The sequence below is a fragment of the Gloeobacter kilaueensis JS1 genome (assembly GCF_000484535.1).
Taxonomy (GTDB): Bacteria; Cyanobacteriota; Cyanobacteriia; order Gloeobacterales; family Gloeobacteraceae; genus Gloeobacter; species Gloeobacter kilaueensis.
Window position 1 is genome coordinate 1,082,692 of sequence record NC_022600.1, and the last position, 15,875, is coordinate 1,098,566.

The 15,875-nt window shown below is 61.0% G+C and carries 21 protein-coding genes; 11 read left to right on the plus strand and 10 right to left on the minus strand.

Translation table 11 applies throughout. The features are described from left to right. Positions 1-25 precede the first annotated feature (25 nt). Positions 26-208: a 30S ribosomal protein S21 gene (rpsU, locus tag GKIL_RS05115; protein ID WP_023172364.1), complete on the plus strand. Its 183-nt coding sequence runs from the start codon at positions 26-28 to the stop codon at positions 206-208. Positions 209-221: 13 nt separating this feature from the next. Here the strand turns inward: rpsU and tsaE are convergent, their stop codons facing one another. Further along, the gene (gene tsaE, locus GKIL_RS05120; RefSeq protein ID WP_023172365.1) at positions 222-680 is read right to left on the minus strand and encodes a tRNA (adenosine(37)-N6)-threonylcarbamoyltransferase complex ATPase subunit type 1 TsaE; all 459 of its coding nucleotides are present in this window, start codon (positions 678-680) and stop codon (positions 222-224) included. A 46-nt stretch (positions 681-726) separates the two neighbouring features. On the opposite strand from tsaE, the gene GKIL_RS05125 reads away from it, so the two are divergent. The 3 genes from GKIL_RS05125 to GKIL_RS05135 are packed head-to-tail and all read left to right on the plus strand — an operon-like array spanning position 727 to position 2,516. Then, the gene (locus GKIL_RS05125) at positions 727-1,245 is read left to right on the plus strand and encodes an NYN domain-containing protein (RefSeq protein ID WP_023172366.1); all 519 of its coding nucleotides are present in this window, start codon (positions 727-729) and stop codon (positions 1,243-1,245) included. Positions 1,246-1,256: 11 nt separating this feature from the next. Continuing rightward, positions 1,257-1,955, plus strand: a complete 699-nt coding sequence (locus GKIL_RS05130; RefSeq protein WP_023172367.1) for a type III pantothenate kinase — start codon at positions 1,257-1,259, stop codon at positions 1,953-1,955. 27 nt (positions 1,956-1,982) lie between these two features. Further along, the gene (locus GKIL_RS05135) at positions 1,983-2,516 is read left to right on the plus strand and encodes a superoxide dismutase family protein (RefSeq protein ID WP_023172368.1); all 534 of its coding nucleotides are present in this window, start codon (positions 1,983-1,985) and stop codon (positions 2,514-2,516) included. Between the two features lie 16 nt (positions 2,517-2,532). Here GKIL_RS05135 and GKIL_RS05140 read toward each other — a convergent pair whose 3' ends face one another. The 4 genes from GKIL_RS05140 to GKIL_RS05150 form a co-directional block, all read right to left on the minus strand. Then, entirely contained in the window at positions 2,533-2,808 is a 276-nt protein-coding gene (locus GKIL_RS05140) for a hypothetical protein (protein ID WP_023172369.1), read from the minus strand. A 101-nt stretch (positions 2,809-2,909) separates the two neighbouring features. Further along, positions 2,910-4,331 (minus strand): bifunctional class I SAM-dependent methyltransferase/glycosyltransferase family 2 protein, encoded by a 1,422-nt coding sequence (locus tag GKIL_RS05145; protein WP_023172370.1) that lies wholly within the window; start codon positions 4,329-4,331, stop codon positions 2,910-2,912. 31 nt (positions 4,332-4,362) lie between these two features. Further along, entirely contained in the window at positions 4,363-4,452 is a 90-nt protein-coding gene (locus GKIL_RS25850) for a hypothetical protein (protein ID WP_023172371.1), read from the minus strand. Between the two features lie 65 nt (positions 4,453-4,517). After that, the gene (locus GKIL_RS05150; protein ID WP_023172372.1) at positions 4,518-4,814 is read right to left on the minus strand and encodes a 2Fe-2S iron-sulfur cluster-binding protein; all 297 of its coding nucleotides are present in this window, start codon (positions 4,812-4,814) and stop codon (positions 4,518-4,520) included. A 247-nt stretch (positions 4,815-5,061) separates the two neighbouring features. On the opposite strand from GKIL_RS05150, the gene psbB reads away from it, so the two are divergent. Beyond that, complete coding sequence (psbB, locus tag GKIL_RS05155) at positions 5,062-6,702, plus strand: photosystem II chlorophyll-binding protein CP47 (protein ID WP_023172373.1); 1,641 nt, start codon at positions 5,062-5,064, stop codon at positions 6,700-6,702. A gap of 73 nt (positions 6,703-6,775) precedes the next feature. Continuing rightward, the gene (locus GKIL_RS23355) at positions 6,776-6,877 is read left to right on the plus strand and encodes a photosystem II reaction center protein T (protein ID WP_023172375.1); all 102 of its coding nucleotides are present in this window, start codon (positions 6,776-6,778) and stop codon (positions 6,875-6,877) included. 84 nt (positions 6,878-6,961) lie between these two features. Here the strand turns inward: GKIL_RS23355 and psbN are convergent, their stop codons facing one another. Beyond that, positions 6,962-7,093, minus strand: coding sequence for a photosystem II reaction center protein PsbN (gene psbN, locus GKIL_RS05160; protein WP_023172376.1), 132 nt, complete (start codon positions 7,091-7,093; stop codon positions 6,962-6,964). A gap of 140 nt (positions 7,094-7,233) precedes the next feature. Here psbN and psbH point away from each other — a divergent pair, with 140 nt between their 5' ends. Both psbH and tatA read left to right on the plus strand, forming a co-directional pair. Then, on the plus strand, positions 7,234-7,470 hold the full coding sequence (gene psbH / locus GKIL_RS05165; protein WP_023172377.1) for a photosystem II reaction center phosphoprotein PsbH: 237 nt from the start codon (positions 7,234-7,236) through the stop codon (positions 7,468-7,470). 40 nt (positions 7,471-7,510) lie between these two features. Continuing rightward, a complete protein-coding gene (gene tatA, locus GKIL_RS23360) occupies positions 7,511-7,834 on the plus strand; it encodes a twin-arginine translocase TatA/TatE family subunit (RefSeq protein WP_023172378.1) in 324 nt (107 codons plus the stop codon). Here tatA and ggt read toward each other — a convergent pair. Next, a complete protein-coding gene (gene ggt, locus GKIL_RS05175; protein ID WP_023172379.1) occupies positions 7,770-9,557 on the minus strand; it encodes a gamma-glutamyltransferase in 1,788 nt (595 codons plus the stop codon). The two genes, tatA and ggt, sit on opposite strands and share 65 nt — an antisense overlap. 80 nt (positions 9,558-9,637) lie before the next feature. Between ggt and GKIL_RS05185 the strand changes: the two genes are divergently transcribed. From GKIL_RS05185 to GKIL_RS05195, 3 genes are read left to right on the plus strand one after another with little or no spacing between them, the layout of a single operon-like run. Continuing rightward, on the plus strand, positions 9,638-10,396 hold the full coding sequence (locus GKIL_RS05185; protein ID WP_023172380.1) for a hypothetical protein: 759 nt from the start codon (positions 9,638-9,640) through the stop codon (positions 10,394-10,396). 24 nt (positions 10,397-10,420) lie between these two features. Next, positions 10,421-11,293 carry a bifunctional methylenetetrahydrofolate dehydrogenase/methenyltetrahydrofolate cyclohydrolase FolD gene (folD, locus tag GKIL_RS05190; protein WP_023172381.1) on the plus strand — a complete coding sequence of 291 codons (873 nt, stop codon included), beginning with the start codon at positions 10,421-10,423 and terminating at the stop codon, positions 11,291-11,293. Continuing rightward, positions 11,294-12,484 carry a DUF2252 domain-containing protein gene (locus GKIL_RS05195; protein WP_023172382.1) on the plus strand — a complete coding sequence of 397 codons (1,191 nt, stop codon included), beginning with the start codon at positions 11,294-11,296 and terminating at the stop codon, positions 12,482-12,484. Between the two features lie 351 nt (positions 12,485-12,835). Here the strand turns inward: GKIL_RS05195 and GKIL_RS24570 are convergent, their stop codons facing one another. From GKIL_RS24570 to der, 3 genes are all read right to left on the minus strand, one after another. After that, positions 12,836-13,597 carry a hypothetical protein gene (locus GKIL_RS24570; protein ID WP_023172383.1) on the minus strand — a complete coding sequence of 254 codons (762 nt, stop codon included), beginning with the start codon at positions 13,595-13,597 and terminating at the stop codon, positions 12,836-12,838. 308 nt (positions 13,598-13,905) lie between these two features. Beyond that, a complete protein-coding gene (locus GKIL_RS05205; protein WP_023172385.1) occupies positions 13,906-14,484 on the minus strand; it encodes a DUF1802 family protein in 579 nt (192 codons plus the stop codon). An 8-nt stretch (positions 14,485-14,492) separates the two neighbouring features. Then, positions 14,493-15,863 carry a ribosome biogenesis GTPase Der gene (gene der, locus GKIL_RS05210; protein ID WP_023172386.1) on the minus strand — a complete coding sequence of 457 codons (1,371 nt, stop codon included), beginning with the start codon at positions 15,861-15,863 and terminating at the stop codon, positions 14,493-14,495. Positions 15,864-15,875: the final 12 nt, after the last annotated feature.

Genomic DNA, 15,875 nt, shown 5'->3' on the forward strand with positions numbered 1-15,875 from the left:
AGTACATCAACTTGAGGAGGGAGCGATGGCGCAGGTTAGACTCGGCGAGAACGAGACGATTGAATCGGCCCTGCGCCGCTTCAAACGGGTCGTCTCCAAGGCGGGTATCCTTGCCGATGCAAAGCGGCATCGCCACTTCGAGACAGCGGTCGAAAAACGGCGGCGCAAGGCGGTGGCCCGGCAGCGCCGCAAATATTCCCGCTCCTGAGAGGCACTTTTTTTTAACGGTCTCGATATAACTGTTGCAACTGCCGCAGCAGCTCTCCTGCTGCGTCGCCCTGGGCTCCGACAGTGGCCGTGCGCGGCTCGTGCCAGTCCAGTCGAATGCGCAGGTAATTTTCTGGCAGCTCGCTGAGCCGCTCTGCCCATTCGATAGCGACGATCGCCGGTTGTTCCCAGAGTTCTTCGAGGCCGAGGGCCGGTACTTCCTGTGGTTCGAGCCGGTAGAGATCGATGTGGATGAGCGGCCAGGGCCCACCGCCGTACTCTTCGATCAAAGAAAAAGTCGGCGAGGTGACCGGCTCGCCGATGCCCAGCTCATGGGCCAGACCCTGAATGCAGGTCGTCTTGCCCGAGCCTAGATCGCCGTAAAACAGCAGTACCACCGCTGGCTGCCAGCAACGGGCGAGCCTCGCTCCCAATTCCAGCGTCGCGTGCCGGTCCGCGAGCAAGATCTTCACAGCCAAATGTGACAAACTTGAAACATAAGCAAGCCTGGAAACGGCAGTGCAGACGATTCTACTGGTCGATGGCTACAACGTGGTCGGCAGCTGGCCAAAGCTGGTGCGCCTGCGAGACAGTGTCAGCCTTGAGGCGGCAAGAAACGCCCTCATCGAGCAGTTAGCTGACTTTGCCAGTTTTCGCGGCTACTACACGGTGCTGGTCTTCGACTCGCAGCTGGTGCTCTCACCTCTGGCACGGAAGGTAGAGACGGCCAGCCTTGAGATTTGCTTTACCGACTACGAACAGACAGCGGACAGTTTTATCGAAAAATTTAGCTACGAGCTATTGCGCGAGGGAAGGCGGGTGATGGTGGCCACTTCCGACCGGGCCCAGCAGTTGCTGATCCTCGCCCAGGGAGCAGGCTGGCTCTCGGCCCAGCAGCTACTTAAAGAAGTCAAGGCTGCCCGCCACCAGATGGACGAACAATTGCAGCAGCGCCGCCGCCAGCCGGGCCGCAAGCTCGCCGATCACCTCGATCCTGGGGTACTCGAGCGCTTTGCCCGCTGGCGGCAGGGCGAATAGGAGAGCCGAGGGTGTGGCTCGCGGTCAATATCGGCAACAGCCGCCAGCACTGGGGCTGGTTCGATCAAAGTACGCTCGTCGCAGTGGCCGATTACCCGCTCGATTACTGGGATAGGGGGTCTATCGCTCAAGCAGAAGCGGTGATCGTCGCCTCGGTGGTGCCCGAAGCGCTCGCGCCCTGGCAGGCGGCGGGAGCGCAGATCCTGACACTCGAAGCGCTACCGCTGGCCGGTACTTACACAGGTCTTGGCATCGACCGGGCACTGAATCTCATCGCGGCAGCCGACGCCTGCGGGCTGCCGGTGCTGGTGGTCGATCTGGGCACGGCAATTACCGTCAGCAGCAGCGATAGCGAGGGCCGCTTTGGCGGGGGTTGCATTCTACCGGGCTTTCGCACCCAGTTTCGCGCCCTCGCCCAGGACGCAGCCGCGCTGCCGGAGGTGGTCCTGCCGGAGATGGTGCCGGCGTTGCTGTCATTTTCTACGGTCGAAGCGATTCAGGCCGGAGTCGCCCACGTTGCCCTGCTGGGCCTCCAGCACATCCTCCAGCAGTGGAAGATCCAGTGGGCCGGGGGGATCACCGTCGCTACCGGCGGCGATAGCCCCTGGGTACAAAAGCAGAGGCCGGACCTGTTCGACGTCTACGAGCCCCACCTGACGCTCTGGGGAATTCAAGTGACCCGGTGTGCGCGGCAAGCCCACACATCGTAAAATCGGGGCACCGTCCACGTGGCTGCAATGAAAAAATCTATTCTTTCAGGGTGCCTGCTCCTGCTCATACCAGTTTTCGCCGCCTCCGCCCAGACGGGCACCCGTCAGGCCACCGCCGCCCTGGTCGATAGCAACGGCCAGACCGTAGGCACCGCTGCCCTCAGCCAGTCCTCCGCCGGCGTGTTGAGCGTCAAGCTCGATGTCAAGGGACTGCCGCCGGGCGAGCACGGCATTCATTTTCACGCCGTCGGCCTGTGCGAGGGGCCAGGCTTTACTTCAGCAGGTGGCCACTTCAATCCGGCCACCAGACAGCACGGCCTCGAAAATCCCAAGGGGGCGCACGCGGGTGATCTGCCCAATCTGAGCGTCGCAGCCGACGGAACCGCCAGCTACAGCGCCACCGACGTGCGCGCCTCCCTCGAACCGAACGCCTTCAATAACCTCCTCGACAGCGACGGCACGGCCCTCATCATCCATGCCCGGCCCGACGATCTCAAGAGCGATCCGGTGGGCAACAGTGGAGCCCGCATTGCCTGCGGTGTGCTGAAGCCCGCCAAATAAGCGTGCGCTCGGGTGGCTAGGAAGCTTTCTTCTTGACGTCGCTGGTCTTGTTTTTGACGTCCTTGGTCATCTCGGCGCGCTGGGCCTTGGCCCGCCTGTCGGACTTGACCTGACGCTCGCGCATCTCGGAGAGCGTGTTGTCCTTTTCTTTGGTGGTCGTTTTGGTCTCGGTCTTATCGGTCATCTTCTGCCTGGAGGTGGTCTCCGGTGTGCTGGTCTGAGCCAGGGCCGGGACGACGAAGCTGCCCAGGAGGCTGAAGGCAGCGAGCACGGCGACGAGTGAGCGTTGCATAGGAATACTCCGTGAGAGAAAGAACGGATTTCTGAGTCCATCTTGCGCGTGCCTCGGGCAACGGGGGTCTTCCCGAGGGTGGAACCTGTCCGTTCAACTCTCTACCAGAATTTGATCCGCCGCCCGGCAAACACACACATGCGCAACAGCAACAGTCCCTCGCGAAAGTGGGCGATGTTGGACTGGCCATAGACGCGGGGCTGGTAGCGAATCGGCACCTCGACGATCTGCAGGTTCAATTTGGCCGCTCCAAAGAGCAGATCAAAGTCGCCGAAGGGGTCGAAGTCGCCAAAGTAGGTTCGCCCGGCGGCGATCTTACGGTAGTCCGTCCGCCAGAGAACTTTGGTGCCGCAGAGGGTGTCCTTGAGCGGCTGATCGAGCAGGTACGAAAAGACCGCGCCAAAAAATTTGTTGGCGAGGGTGTTGAGCCAGGGCATCGCCTGGCGCGAGCGCGGATAGATGAGGCGCGAGCCGTTGATAAATTCGCCCCGACCAGAGGCGATCACCCTAAAGAATTTGGGCAGATCCTCGGGGGGCACCGTCAGATCGGCGTCGAGAATGAAGAGCACGTCGCCTGTCGCCTGCTCGAAGGCAAAGCGCACCGCGTCCCCTTTGCCCCGGCCCGGTTGCTGAAAGATCCGGATCTCCCAGCGCCCGGCGTACTCGCGGGCCGCCTGAACGATCACAGCCCAGGTATCATCCTGCGAGTGGCCCTCCACAAAGATCACCTCGGTGCGGCTGCCCAGTTTCGGCAGCCGCTCAAGCGCAGCGCGAATATTGCCCGACTCGTTGCGGGCCGGAATGATCACCGAGCAACTCGGTAGCGCATCGCCCCAGGCCGCAGGCGAACGGGCGACGATGTACTGGGTGAGGCACAGGTGCTCGACGAGGGGCAGGCGGGCGACGTAGCGGTTCAGCCAGTTAGAGACCAGAGGCACCCGGCGCGGCACCAAAAGCCGCCGTCCCTGCTTGACGACCGTGTAGCCCGTGATCGCCAGCAGACTGCGCACGTCGGCCACCGACAACCAGTTTTGTGCCGGTTGGGGCATCCGCTCGCCGATGCGCTCGCCGATGCGCAGGATAGGCTCCCAGAGATAGTTGTGAAAAAGAATGACGACGCGGGTGCGGTGGTGGCAGTAGGGCAAAAGCTGCTCTAAGACCGTCTGCACATCCGCCAGATAACCGACCACACCGGCCAGCAGAATATAGTCGAAGCGCTGCTCACCTAGCTCCAGCTTCTCAGCGTCCTGACAGAGAAACTGCAGATCGGGGTGGCGCTCGCGGGCCAGAGCGACCATCGAAGCGCTGAAGTCGATACCAAGACCCGCCCCACAGCCTAGCGCAGCGAGCAGATCGCCGTTACCCGAGCCAATTTCAAGAACCCGGCTTCCCTGGGGAATCAAAAACCGGCACAGCGCCTCGATGTCCTGGTAGTAGTAGCGGTTGCGCCGCCGCCAGCGCTCCAGGCTGTAGGCCACCGCCTCGAAGTGCTTCTGGACTTCTTCTTTGTAGGAATAGTTCATCGACCGGCAGCACCGGACGGTAACGCAAGAGCTACTTTCGCTCGGACTGGACCCAGACGATGATCAAAAAACCGCAACAGACCAGAACCAGCAACGCAATCGCAAGCAGTGCAATACTCATCGAACCTTTATCACCTCCGGTGCCCGTCCTCCAAACAGAATAGCACCCACCCTAAAAAACGAAGTCTAAGGCTTGACGCGCACACCCAGTTCACCCGATACGACCGTCTGGCAGGCGAGCCGATAGGAGACCGGCTTGTTGCGCAACTTTTGCTCCTCGACGGCGGTGCGCTCACTGAGTTGCTCGGCTCCGGTGAGAATCTCGACGACGCAGGTGCCGCACTGACCGACGCCGCCGCAGTTGAGCAGCTTGGCCATGCCTTTGTAGATGTCGATGCTATTTTTGAGGAGCGCATCGCGCAGGATGGTGCCGTCCATGACGTAGATGTCGGTTTGCTGAGGCTTGATGTGGATCGTTGCCATAGGTGCCCTGCCAGCGAAATTCCAGTCCTCTATCGGCAACCGCTCCCCTCGATCCCCGGCTTTGTTACAGGAGTGAAAAGCCTTGTAAAAAAGAGTTGCGCGGTTGCTGAGCATTGGTTACACTTCTTTATACTGTTTTCCAAGACCTGCGGCAATAAAAAAAGCGGTTCTTACGGGCAAAGAGTATAGGCGCGCTGGATGGCGGGCCCAACGCGGATAACTGGCACAGTTAAGGAGGACGAGTTCGATGGGATTACCTTGGTATCGGGTGCACACAGTTGTCACCTCTGATCCAGGTCGATTGATCGCAGTACACCTGATGCACACGGCGCTGGTGGCCGGTTGGGCAGGATCGATGGCCTTCTATGAAGTGGCCACCTTTAATCCGTCTGACCCGATCCTCAATCCGATGTGGCGGCAGGGGATGTTTGTCATTCCCTTCATGACCCGGCTGGGTGTGATCAATTCCTGGAGTGGCTGGTCGGTTTTCGGGCCCTTCACCTCCGACGGGCTGGGCAATCCGGTGACTGGGGACGTTGGTTTCTGGTCCTTCGAGGGCGTCGCTGCTGCCCACATTGTGCTCTCCGGGCTGTTGTTCTTGGCGGCCTGCTGGCACTGGGTCAACTGGGATCTGGAGCTATTTCGCAATCCGCGCAACGGGGAACTGGGCCTCGATCTGCCCAAGATCTTCGGCATTCACCTGTTGCTTGCGGGTATTCTCTGCTTTGGTTTTGGGGCCGTTCACCTGCAGACGGTGGGCATGTGGTACTCGCTCGACCCGCTCTACGTCGAAGCGGGCAAGTACGGCGACTATATCCAGCGACTGGCAGCGAATATACCCAAGGACGCCTTCGGCAACTTCAAATCGACCGGCATCGTCGTTCCGACGGGCTTTGCCTGGGGAGCGGACGGCTTCAACCCGTATAACCCGGCGGGTATTGCTGCCCACCACGTCGCCGCCGGTATCGTCGGCATCTTAGGGGGCATCTTCCACATCGCGGTGCGGCCACCGGAGCGGCTATACCGCTCGCTGCGGATGGGCAACATCGAAACGGTCCTGGCGAGCGCCCTCGCGGCGGTCTTCTTTGCCGCCTTCGTCGTCGCCGGTACCTTCTGGTACGGCTCTGCCACCAACCCGGTCGAACTGTTCGGTCCAGTGCGCTACTCCTGGGATGCGCAGCTCTACGACGAACGGATTGACCAGCTCGTTGCCGCCAACATCGCCAAGGGCATGAGCCCCAAGCAGGCCGAGGACGCCGTGCCGCTGCGGTTGCGCTTCTTCGATTACGTCGGCAACAGCCCCGCCAAGGGCGGCCTCTTCCGGGGCGGCCCGATGAACAACGGCGACGGCATCGCCAACGGCTGGCTCGGCCACCCAATCTTCAAGGACAAAGAAGGCCGCACCCTCCGGGTGATGCACCTCAACACCCTCTACGAGACCCAACCGGTCGTGCTCATCGATAAAGACGGCATCCCGCGCGCCGATATCCCCTTCCAGCGCTCCGAGTCCCAGCTCAGCATTGAGCAGACGGGTGTCACCGTCTCCTTTGTGGGTGGCAAGCTGGATGGCCAGAGCTTCGAGGATCCGGCCCAGGTCAAGAAGTACGCCAAGGCCGCCCAGTTCGGCGAACTCATCGAGTTTGACCGCAACCTGCCGGGCGGGACAGAAGCTGACGGCGTGTTCCGCACCAGCACCCGTGGCTGGTTCGTCCTCGCCCACGGCATCTTTGCCCTGCTGTTCTTCTTTGGCCACATCTGGCACGGAGCGCGCACGCTCTTCCTCGATGTCTTCACCGGCGTCGATCCGACCCGTCAGGAAGAAGAGTTCGAGTACGGCGTCTTCAAGAAGCTGGGTGATGCCACCACCCGCAGAGAAGAAGTGGCCTGATTTTGTAGTTCAAGCGGCGGGGTTCCCCGCTGCTTGAACCTGCACTTTCCACTGTTATCCAAGGGGATCGCTCATGGGTTCGTCCGGTATCACGACTATCACCTACGTACTGATCCTGGCCCTCATCATCCTGGCTATCTTCTTCGCCGTCTTCTTCCAGGAGAAAAAGCGCTGAAGTTTGCCCACGGGGCCGGATGCGTTCCAACAAAAAGCCACCCGGCGACAATGGCCGGGTGGCTTTTTGTTGAATCTATTCGATTTAATCCTCGTGCATCTCAAACGGGTCTGCCAGTTTCTTAGAAGGCGGACCAAAGGCGGTGTAGATCGAAAGGGCGGTCACCAGCACCAGGGCGACCAGAATGCCAACGACGAAAAACTGTGCGACACCCATGGTTGTTTCAAAGTGTAAACTGCTGCTTCCAGTGTGTCAGCTTTGCCCCAGGCGCGCAAGCCGGAAAATTCGTTGACAGGTGCGTTAGATCCCGACAGAATACGTATAATTTAGTAACACTAGCTGCGACAGGTGTACCGATGGCGCGTAGGACATGGTTAGGTGACCGGCTCAAGCCGCTAAATTCGGAGATCGGCAAGGCCAGCCCTGGCTGGGGGACAACGCCGATCATGGGCGTGCTCATCGCTCTATTTGGCGTCTTTTTGATCATCATCTTGCAGATCGCCAACAACTCGCTGTTGCTGCAGGGCGTCAACGATCAGGAGGCGACCGGTCCTGCCAACCAGGGTTACGGTTACTATCCCAAGTCTCGCTAGGGTGCCGCTCTATACTGGGAGCAGGTAGGCGAGTTTTGCTATGGAACTATTTGGCGTCGGCCCGCTGGAACTGGTGGTCATTGGTCTGGTCGCTCTGCTGGTCTTTGGACCCAAGAAGCTACCGGAGCTGGCGCAGAATGTCGGTCGGCTGATGCGCGGTCTTAAAGATGCCTCGCGGGACTTCGAGCGCGAGTTGCGGCGCGAGTTCGTCGAGCCTCAGACACCGGTGGCATTCCCCGAGCGCTCCTTCGAGCCCGCCCCACTGCCGGAGCCAATCACTACCGAAACCGTCGCCGAACTCAGCGATTCGGCAAACGGGAAGCCGCCGGTTGCTTCTCAGCCTTCTTCGGAACCAGCGGCCTAGCCGGGGCGATCCAGAGGGCGCTGGTGCCCTCGCGCCGCCGGTCGCTTGCGGCGACGAACGGCACAGCGGGGTCAGGCTGGGCCTGCACCGCTTCGACGTTGCCCATCGCATCGATGGGCACAACCTGATAGCCCAGATCGCTTAGGGTGCTTGTCGGCACTGGAAAATCCGCTTCGACCAAAAGGCGGTCCGGCTGCCATTGATGGTGCAGGCGGGGAGCGTTCACCGCCTCGGCGAGGGGCAGTTTGTAGTCGAGCAGGTTGAGCACCGTCTGCAGAACGGCGTTGGTGATAAACGATCCGCCGGGGCTACCGAGGACGACCCAGGGCCGCCCGTCTTTAAGCAGAATCGTCGGCGTCATCGACGAGAGGGGCCGCTTGCCGGGGGCGATGGCGTTCGCCTTGCTGCCTATCAGGCCAAAGAGGTTGGGCACGCCGGGGGCGGCAGCAAAGTCGTCCATCTCGTTGTTGAGCAGAATGCCGGTCCCCGGTGCAACCACCCCGGCTCCGAAGCCGCCGTTGATCGTCTGGGTGATCGAGACGGCGTTGCCGTCGCTGTCGATCGTACTCAGGTGGGAGGTGTTCTCCACCGGGCGCGGCCCTTCCCAACTGGTGAAGGCGGCGAGGGTCGATCGATCGAGGAGGCTTCCGGGGGTGATGGCACTGGAGGGGGTGGCGCGGGCCGGGTCGATGGTTGCTTTTTGAGCAATGCCGTAGCTTCTGGCAATCAAGGCTGCAACCGGCACCGGCACGAAGGCCGGATCGCCCAGAAAGCGCGAGCGATCGGCGTAGGCGCGGCTCATCGCCTGGGCCGTAAAGTGGGCCCGCAGGGGCAGAGGCTGGGTGGGCAGATCAAAATTTTCGACAATACCGAGCATCTCCAACAGCACCGTGCCGCTACCGGGGGGCGGCATCGTCAGCATCTCGGTCCCCCGATAGCTGCCGCGCAGGGGGTCGCGCCAGAGCGGAATATAGGCTCCCAGATCGTTCGTGCTCACCAGAGCGCCGTGGGCCGTCATCGCCCTGGCCAGGGCCTGGGCCGTCTGGCCCCGGTAGAAGCTCGCGCCTCGCGTCTGGACCCACGCCTCGATCGTGCGCGCCAGATCCGGCTGTTTGAGCAGATAACCCGCCGCCGGTGCCTGGTTATTGACCAGAAAGATGCGGCTCGCCTCCGGATCGCGCCGGAGCCGACTGGCCGACGCTTCGAGCCGCTCGTGCAGGAGCGGGCTCACCGCAAAGCCGTCCCTGGCCAGCCGGATCGCCGGGGCGGCCACCTCGGCAAGGGGCAGACTGCCGCTCGTCTGCTGCAGCCGCAACAGGCCCGCCGCCTGACCGGGAACGGCTACCGCCAGATAGCCATCGAGGGAGAGCCTGGGGATCACCTTGCCCGCCGCATCCAGATACATCGAGGCGCTGGCCCGCGCCGGAGCGGTTTCGCGAAAGTCGAGCACCCGCGCCTGATGGGTGCGGCCCGTGTAAAAAAGCGCAAAGCCGCCACCCCCCAGACCGGACGCCTGGGGTTCGACCACTCCCAGTACCAGACTCGCAGCGATGGCGGCGTCGAAGGCGTTGCCCCCCTTGCGCAACATCTCGATCCCGGCGGCGGTGGCCAGCGGGTGGGCGGTGCTCACAGCACCGCTTTCGGCACGGGCAGCGGCGGCAAAGGGCAAAGCTGCCAGAGCGGCGATGGCCAGCCTTCCTCCCAGGCGATAGTTCAGAGGCATAATTTCTTGAGAGATTCCGAGTCAGGTGTATCATACCGGGGTAATCCTTCGCCGGACCTCCGGCTTCTGACGCGGACGGAATGCTCGGACAGTTGCGGCGCTTATCGATCGTTGCTTCGCTGGTGGCCCTCGCCCTGCCTGCCCCTGCCCTGGCGCTGACGTTGCAGGTGACGGTGGCGGGCCAGAGCGTTCAGGTCACAGACAACAGCAAACTCGATGCCGAGAAGACGAGCGGCACGATCCGCTACGCGGGCCAGGTGGGCGACGTCGAGGTACGGGCGACGGCGGTCGAAGAACTTACGGCCAGGGGCCAGCGCGCCCTGACCCTGAGCGGGCCGACCGGCAGCGAGGGGCCGGAGCCGATGATCACCAACGCTGGAGAACCAGGGACAGAAATTACTCTCAGCGTCACCAGTTCCGACTTTGAAACCCTTGGCCCCGAGACGCGCACGAGCCTGCACTACCAGGGGCAGATCACCGATGTCGAGGATGCCCGACTTGCCCTCGATGTGCCCCAAAACCAGCTCAGCGCCCTTGTCGGCAGCCAGACTGCCACAAGCATCCAGATTCCGGCGGTGCAGTCCGAAGGAGAACAGTCCAACTTTGAACAAAAAAGCCCGCCCGCCCAGCTCAGCGGCGAGGTCAAAAATATTGGTCTATCGCTGCAGGTCAAACTTGGCTCCGGCGACGCCCTTTTAGTCGATGAGGCGCGGGTCGTCACCGCCACCGTCGAGCAGAGCTTCAACCTCGCATCGATCGCCGGGATTGCCGTCGCCCTAGTAGTGATTGCCATCGGCCTCGTTCTTTTTCTGCGGCCCCGCCGCCGCGTCCGCCGCTAGCCCGCCCGATCAGGAGTTCCACCCGTGTCCGCACTGCTTCTCGATGGCAAAGCCCTGGCGGCCCGCATCCAGGCAGAATTGACCCACGAAGTCCGCTCGCTGCAGGAGCGCTTCCCCCGCCCGCCCGGCCTCGCCGTCCTCTGGGTGGGCGACAATCCAGCCAGCGCCGCCTACGTCGGCAACAAGAACCGCTCCGGTGCCGGCGTCGGCATCGATATCAGCAAAGGGCAGCATCTACCCGCCACCCTCTCGGAGGCCGAACTGCTCGCGATCGTCGATGAATTGAACGCCGATGCGAGCGTGGACGGCATTCTCGTCCAGCTGCCACTGCCGGAGCAGATCGACAGCAACCGCATCCTCGACCGCATCGATCCGGACAAGGACGTGGACGGTTTGCACCCCACCAACCTTGGCCGTCTGGTGCGCGGTGAACCGGGTCTGCGCTCCTGTACCCCGGCGGGGGTGATGCGCCTGCTCGCCGAAGCAGGGATCGATCTGGCCGGTAAGACTGCCGTCGTGCTCGGTCGCAGCATTCTGGTGGGCAAACCCGTCGCCTTGATGCTGCTCGAAAAAAACGCGACGGTCATCATGGCCCATTCGCGCACGCGGGATCTGGCAGCCCTCACCCGCAGCGCCGATGTGGTCGTGGCCGCTGTCGGCAAGCCGGGCCTGGTGGATGGCGCGATGATCAAGCCGGGAGCGGTCGTCATCGACGTGGGCATCAACCGGATCACCGACGCGGCGGGCAAGAGCCGCCTGGTAGGCGACGTCGATTTTGCCTCCGTGCGTGAGGTGGCCTCCGCCATCACCCCGGTGCCGGGCGGCGTCGGGCCGATGACGGTGACGATGCTGCTCGCCAACACCGTGCAGAGCTATCGCCGGCGCGTGGGCAGCTAGATGACGATCTTCGAGCGCATCGAGCAATTCAACCGGGGCCGCGACCCGCAGTTGCTCCAGATCAAGTACGCGAAGATGCGCACCAGTCCCCTGCGCTTTTTTCGCGGCAGTTGTCACTTGTTTGCCGAGGACTGGCCGGTGGCCTCCTCGCTCAATCGCTCCCCGCTCACCTGGAACTGCGGCGATCTGCACATCGAAAATTTTGGCAGCTACAAGGGCGCAAACCGTCTCACCTACTTCGACATCGACGACTTCGACGAGGCGATCCTCGCTCCCTGCACGGTCGATCTCACTCGCTTTCTGACAAGTGTGCTGCTGGCTGTGCGGTCTTTGAGTGACGAAGCAACTGTTGCCAGACACCTCTTCCAGAGTGGACTTGAAGCTTACAGCGCTGCTCTTGCTGCGGGCAAGGCGTTCTGGATCGAGCGGCGGATCGCTGCGGGGCTGATCGGCGATCTGCTGGACCGTCTTCGTCAGCGCCGCCGCCGGGACTTTTTGTTGCGTTTAAGCGAGCGCACTGCGACGGGCTGGCAGCTCAAGACACTACCGGGCCGCTTCTTCCCCATCCCTCAGCCAGAGTACGAACAGATAGCCGGGACCGTTGCCAGGCTCGCGACAACAGCTCCGGACCCGCGATTTTATGAGATCTTCGACATCAAGCGGCGCGTCGCCGGTACCGGCAGCATCGGCATCGAGCGCTACGCGATCCTCGTGCAGGGGCGCGGTTCACCGGACGGGCACTTCATCCTCGATCTCAAGCGCGCCCTTCCCTCCTGCTGGCAGCCGCTGTTTCAAGCCTTTCAACCTGCCTGGCCGGACGAAGCGACGCGTGTCAGCCAGGTGCAGCAGCGCCTGCAGGCCGTCGCCCCCGACTCGCTGCACCCACTGGTACTGGACGGCAAGCCTTACGTACTTAAAGAACTGCAGCCGGAGGCCGACCGGGTGGATCTTACAAGCTGGGACGGCAAGCCGAAGCGCCTGGAAAGCCTGGTACGGACGATGAGCCAGATCATCGGCTGGGCGCACCTGCGCGCCAGTGGGCGCGACCGCTCGGCCATCGCCGACGCGCTCATCAACTTTGCCCACCAGCAAGGCTGGCAATCGCTGCTGAGCGAATACGCCAACCATTACAGCGAGCAGGTAGTAGCGGACTGGCAGGAATTTTGCCGAGCCAGCGCACCCGATACTTGAGCTATCCTCCTGCTTCGGACATCGGATGTGTGATTTACAAACAGGGTTACAGGCATAACTGCTCTCTTGAAACTGACTTCACCCATCCCGCCTGCAGCCCAGTGACAGTGAACCCCCCCTCTTCTCCTCTGCCCGGCGGGGCAGGGGAGGAGAGCGGGGGGCAGGGGGGGTGTGGAGGGGTGGGGACGGTTTTAGCAAGCACCCAAAAAGCAAAAGAACGACCAGCTCCAAAATCCGCTTCCCCCACTCCAGCCCAAAACCTGATGCTTATCGTCTGCTTAGAATAAAAAAGTACATATTATGTTTTCCATTGCCGTTGCCTCGTCGTCGTTATTGCACTTCCGTAGTTTCCTATTCCCATTCAAATTGTCCAAACTCCCAATCATTATATGTATGTTTCCACCTCTCTTCATTTTCAAATTCCCGCTCATATGCTTCTACATCTCTAGCTTCCAGAGCAAGAATATGCGACTTAAGCAGAGCTTCGCGATTTTTCAGGTAGCAGTGAGGATGATCCGACCACTCGACTTCACACTCCTGGCCTGGAGCCTGTGAATTAAAGTCTTCAAATTCGCACCAAGTTCCTTTGACTCTACCCCAACCCCACATGCTATATCGGCTATTCCATCTGTACTTAAACCAAAATTCTAGCTCGGGAAAAGCACGTCCTATTAGACGGATGAGAGAAACAGAATGCTTTGGCTCGAAAACTCCCGTTCCCGATGCGTTGTAGACAAGACAATCTTCTGCTTCCTCAATAAGCTCTCCTCCTACACTGGGGAGATGGACATCAGTAGAGAATCCTTTTTCAACAATGAAATGGACAGGATTGCCAGCAGAGTCAGTACAGTATAAGAACGTTTCAACCATTGGATCATCAAGGTAATCTTCCATCTCAGATTCCTCGACTTGTTTACCAACAATTACTATAATCCCGTACTTACCTTGGTCCAGGATTATGGCCACACCGGTTGCTTTGAGGACAGGAATAAAATTAGAAAAATTTAGCGTGCTATACCGATTTTTGCCCTGGACCTGTAGCACATCTCTAAATCGTCTCAGTTCGTCTTTGGGACCACTAACTCTTATACGAAGCTCACCAGATGTCGCCATAGAACCTGCTCAATTTAATTGTATATGCTGGCTCAGTGGAGTATAGTAGCAGATGGCCCTGGGCACAACTTGTTGCCCCTCCACTATCCCTATCGGACGGAGAGCTGGTGACTACTGGCTCTATGTTCTGGTACATCATCCGCTTTATGCCGAGTTGATTTTATGGTTGGCGGCGAGGATATTGCGCTCTCGACCTGTGGTCCACGCGGACCGTGCACGCTCCGTTCCCAGCCGCATCAGTTCCCGGAAGCGCTGCAGTTCTTCGTCTGTCAAACTCATCGGCCTTGTCCCCTTACTCAGTTCCTTTGTCACGGTGCCTCGACAGAAGCAGCTCCGCCCAATAACCGGGTAAGTTTGAAAGTGAGGTCTTGACGTTGCGGTTCGTCCAGCACTGGCGACATCTGTCGGGAAGGCGGTTCCTCCACGAGCGGCACCCAGGAGTGGCAACCGGCGTACTCAGGTTTTTCGATCACTTCAAAGGGTTCTAAGAGTCGAAAGACCGTGAGCAGAAGCACCGTGAGCCCCGGCCTGCGGTAGTAAAAGCGCTCTGCAACGGTGGCCGGAGCGAGCAGGTGCAATTCTGTCAGTTTTTCCAGTACCTCAAAGGTGTCCACCTGCCAGTAACGCTCGACGCGGGCAAAAAGCTGGATCGGCACTCGCCCCGGTTCTGGAGTCCGAAGCTGGGCGAGCCGTTCTTGGGCGGCAGGGATTAACTGGGCTGGATTCTGGTGAAAGGCAGTCGGGTAGAGAAAGAATGCCTCGTGCTCGACGCTGAAGCCGCCCCGCCGCTCGCGAATACCCCCCTTGCGCAGCAGGATGCTCTGCTCACCCCGCTCAAGGGCGTCGCAGATAACTGCCCATTCTTTAAGAGCAACGTTCAGGGTCAAAGATTCCTCTAAACTTTTTCGCGCTTGCGGGCCGTGCGCGCCACCTCCCGCTCCGGCTTGCCGCGAAAGACAAAGCGCAGGGGCGAACCTTCAAAGCCCAGAATCGAGCGGAACTGCCCTTCGAGGTAGCGGCGGTAGCCCTCTTTGAAGAGCTTGGTGTCGTTGACGAAGAGCACAAAAGTTGGTGGATTGGTGGCGATCTGGGTGGCGTAGTAGACCCGGCCCTGGCGGCCCTGGCGAGTCGCGGGGGGTGAGCGCCACAGCAGTGCCTCCTGCAGCGCCTCGTTGAGAACGGCGGTGGGCACCCGGCGCTGGTGCTGTTCGGCGACCCGATCGACTGCCTCGATGATCTTATCGACCCGCTGGCCCGTCAGGGCGCTGGTAAAGACGATCGGTGCCCACTCGACAAAATTTAACTCCTCCCGCAGCCGCTCGCGGTAGTGGTTCATCGTGTAGGTGTCCTTTTCGAGGGCATCCCACTTGTTGACAACTACTACGCAGGCGCGGCCTTGATCGACGATCTTGGCTGCCAGGTTGCCTTCTTGATCGTGGGCCCCTTCGAGGGCGTCGATGACGAGCACCACCACGTCGGCGCGGCGGATCGCCCGGATCGCCCGCGAGACGCTAAACGCCTCGGGGCCATAATCGACCCTGGCTTTTTTGCGGATACCGGCTGTGTCGATGAGGCGATAGCGCCGCCCGTTGCGCTCGATAAGTGTGTCAATTGCATCGCGGGTAGTGCCCGCCACCTCGGAGACGAGGGCGCGTGGGTGCGGACCACCGACTAGGGCATTGAGCAGGCTCGATTTACCGACGTTGGGCCGACCGATGATCGCGACGCGCAACTCCGCCTGCTCGCGCTCCTCGGGCTGTTCTTTGGGGAGAACCGCCACCAGCGCGTCGAGCAGATCGCCTGTGCCGGAGCCGTGGATGGCCGAGACGGCGAACGGTTCTCCCAGACCCAGAGCGTAAAATTCGGCGGCCAGGCTGAGGGCAGTGGAGGGCTCTTCGAGCTTGTTGACCGCAAGCAGCACCGGCAATTGCTTTTGGGAGCGCAGCCAGTCGGCCACCTCGCGGTCACCGCTGGTAAGGCCCAACTGACCATCGACGACAAAGATCACCGCCGAAGCTTCAGCGAGGGCAATCGCCACCTGCTCGCGAATCAGGGGCAAAAACTGTTCGCTATCTTCAAAGACCAGGCCGCCGGTATCGACCACCTGAAAGCGATAGCCGCACCATTCGGCGGGCAGATAGAGCCGGTCGCGGGTCACCCCCGGCTGGTCATAGACGATCGCCTCGCTGCCTCCCGCCAGGCGGTTGAGCAGCGTGGACTTGCCGACATTTGGTCGGCCAACGATAGCGACAACAGGTAATTGCATAGCTTTGTTATT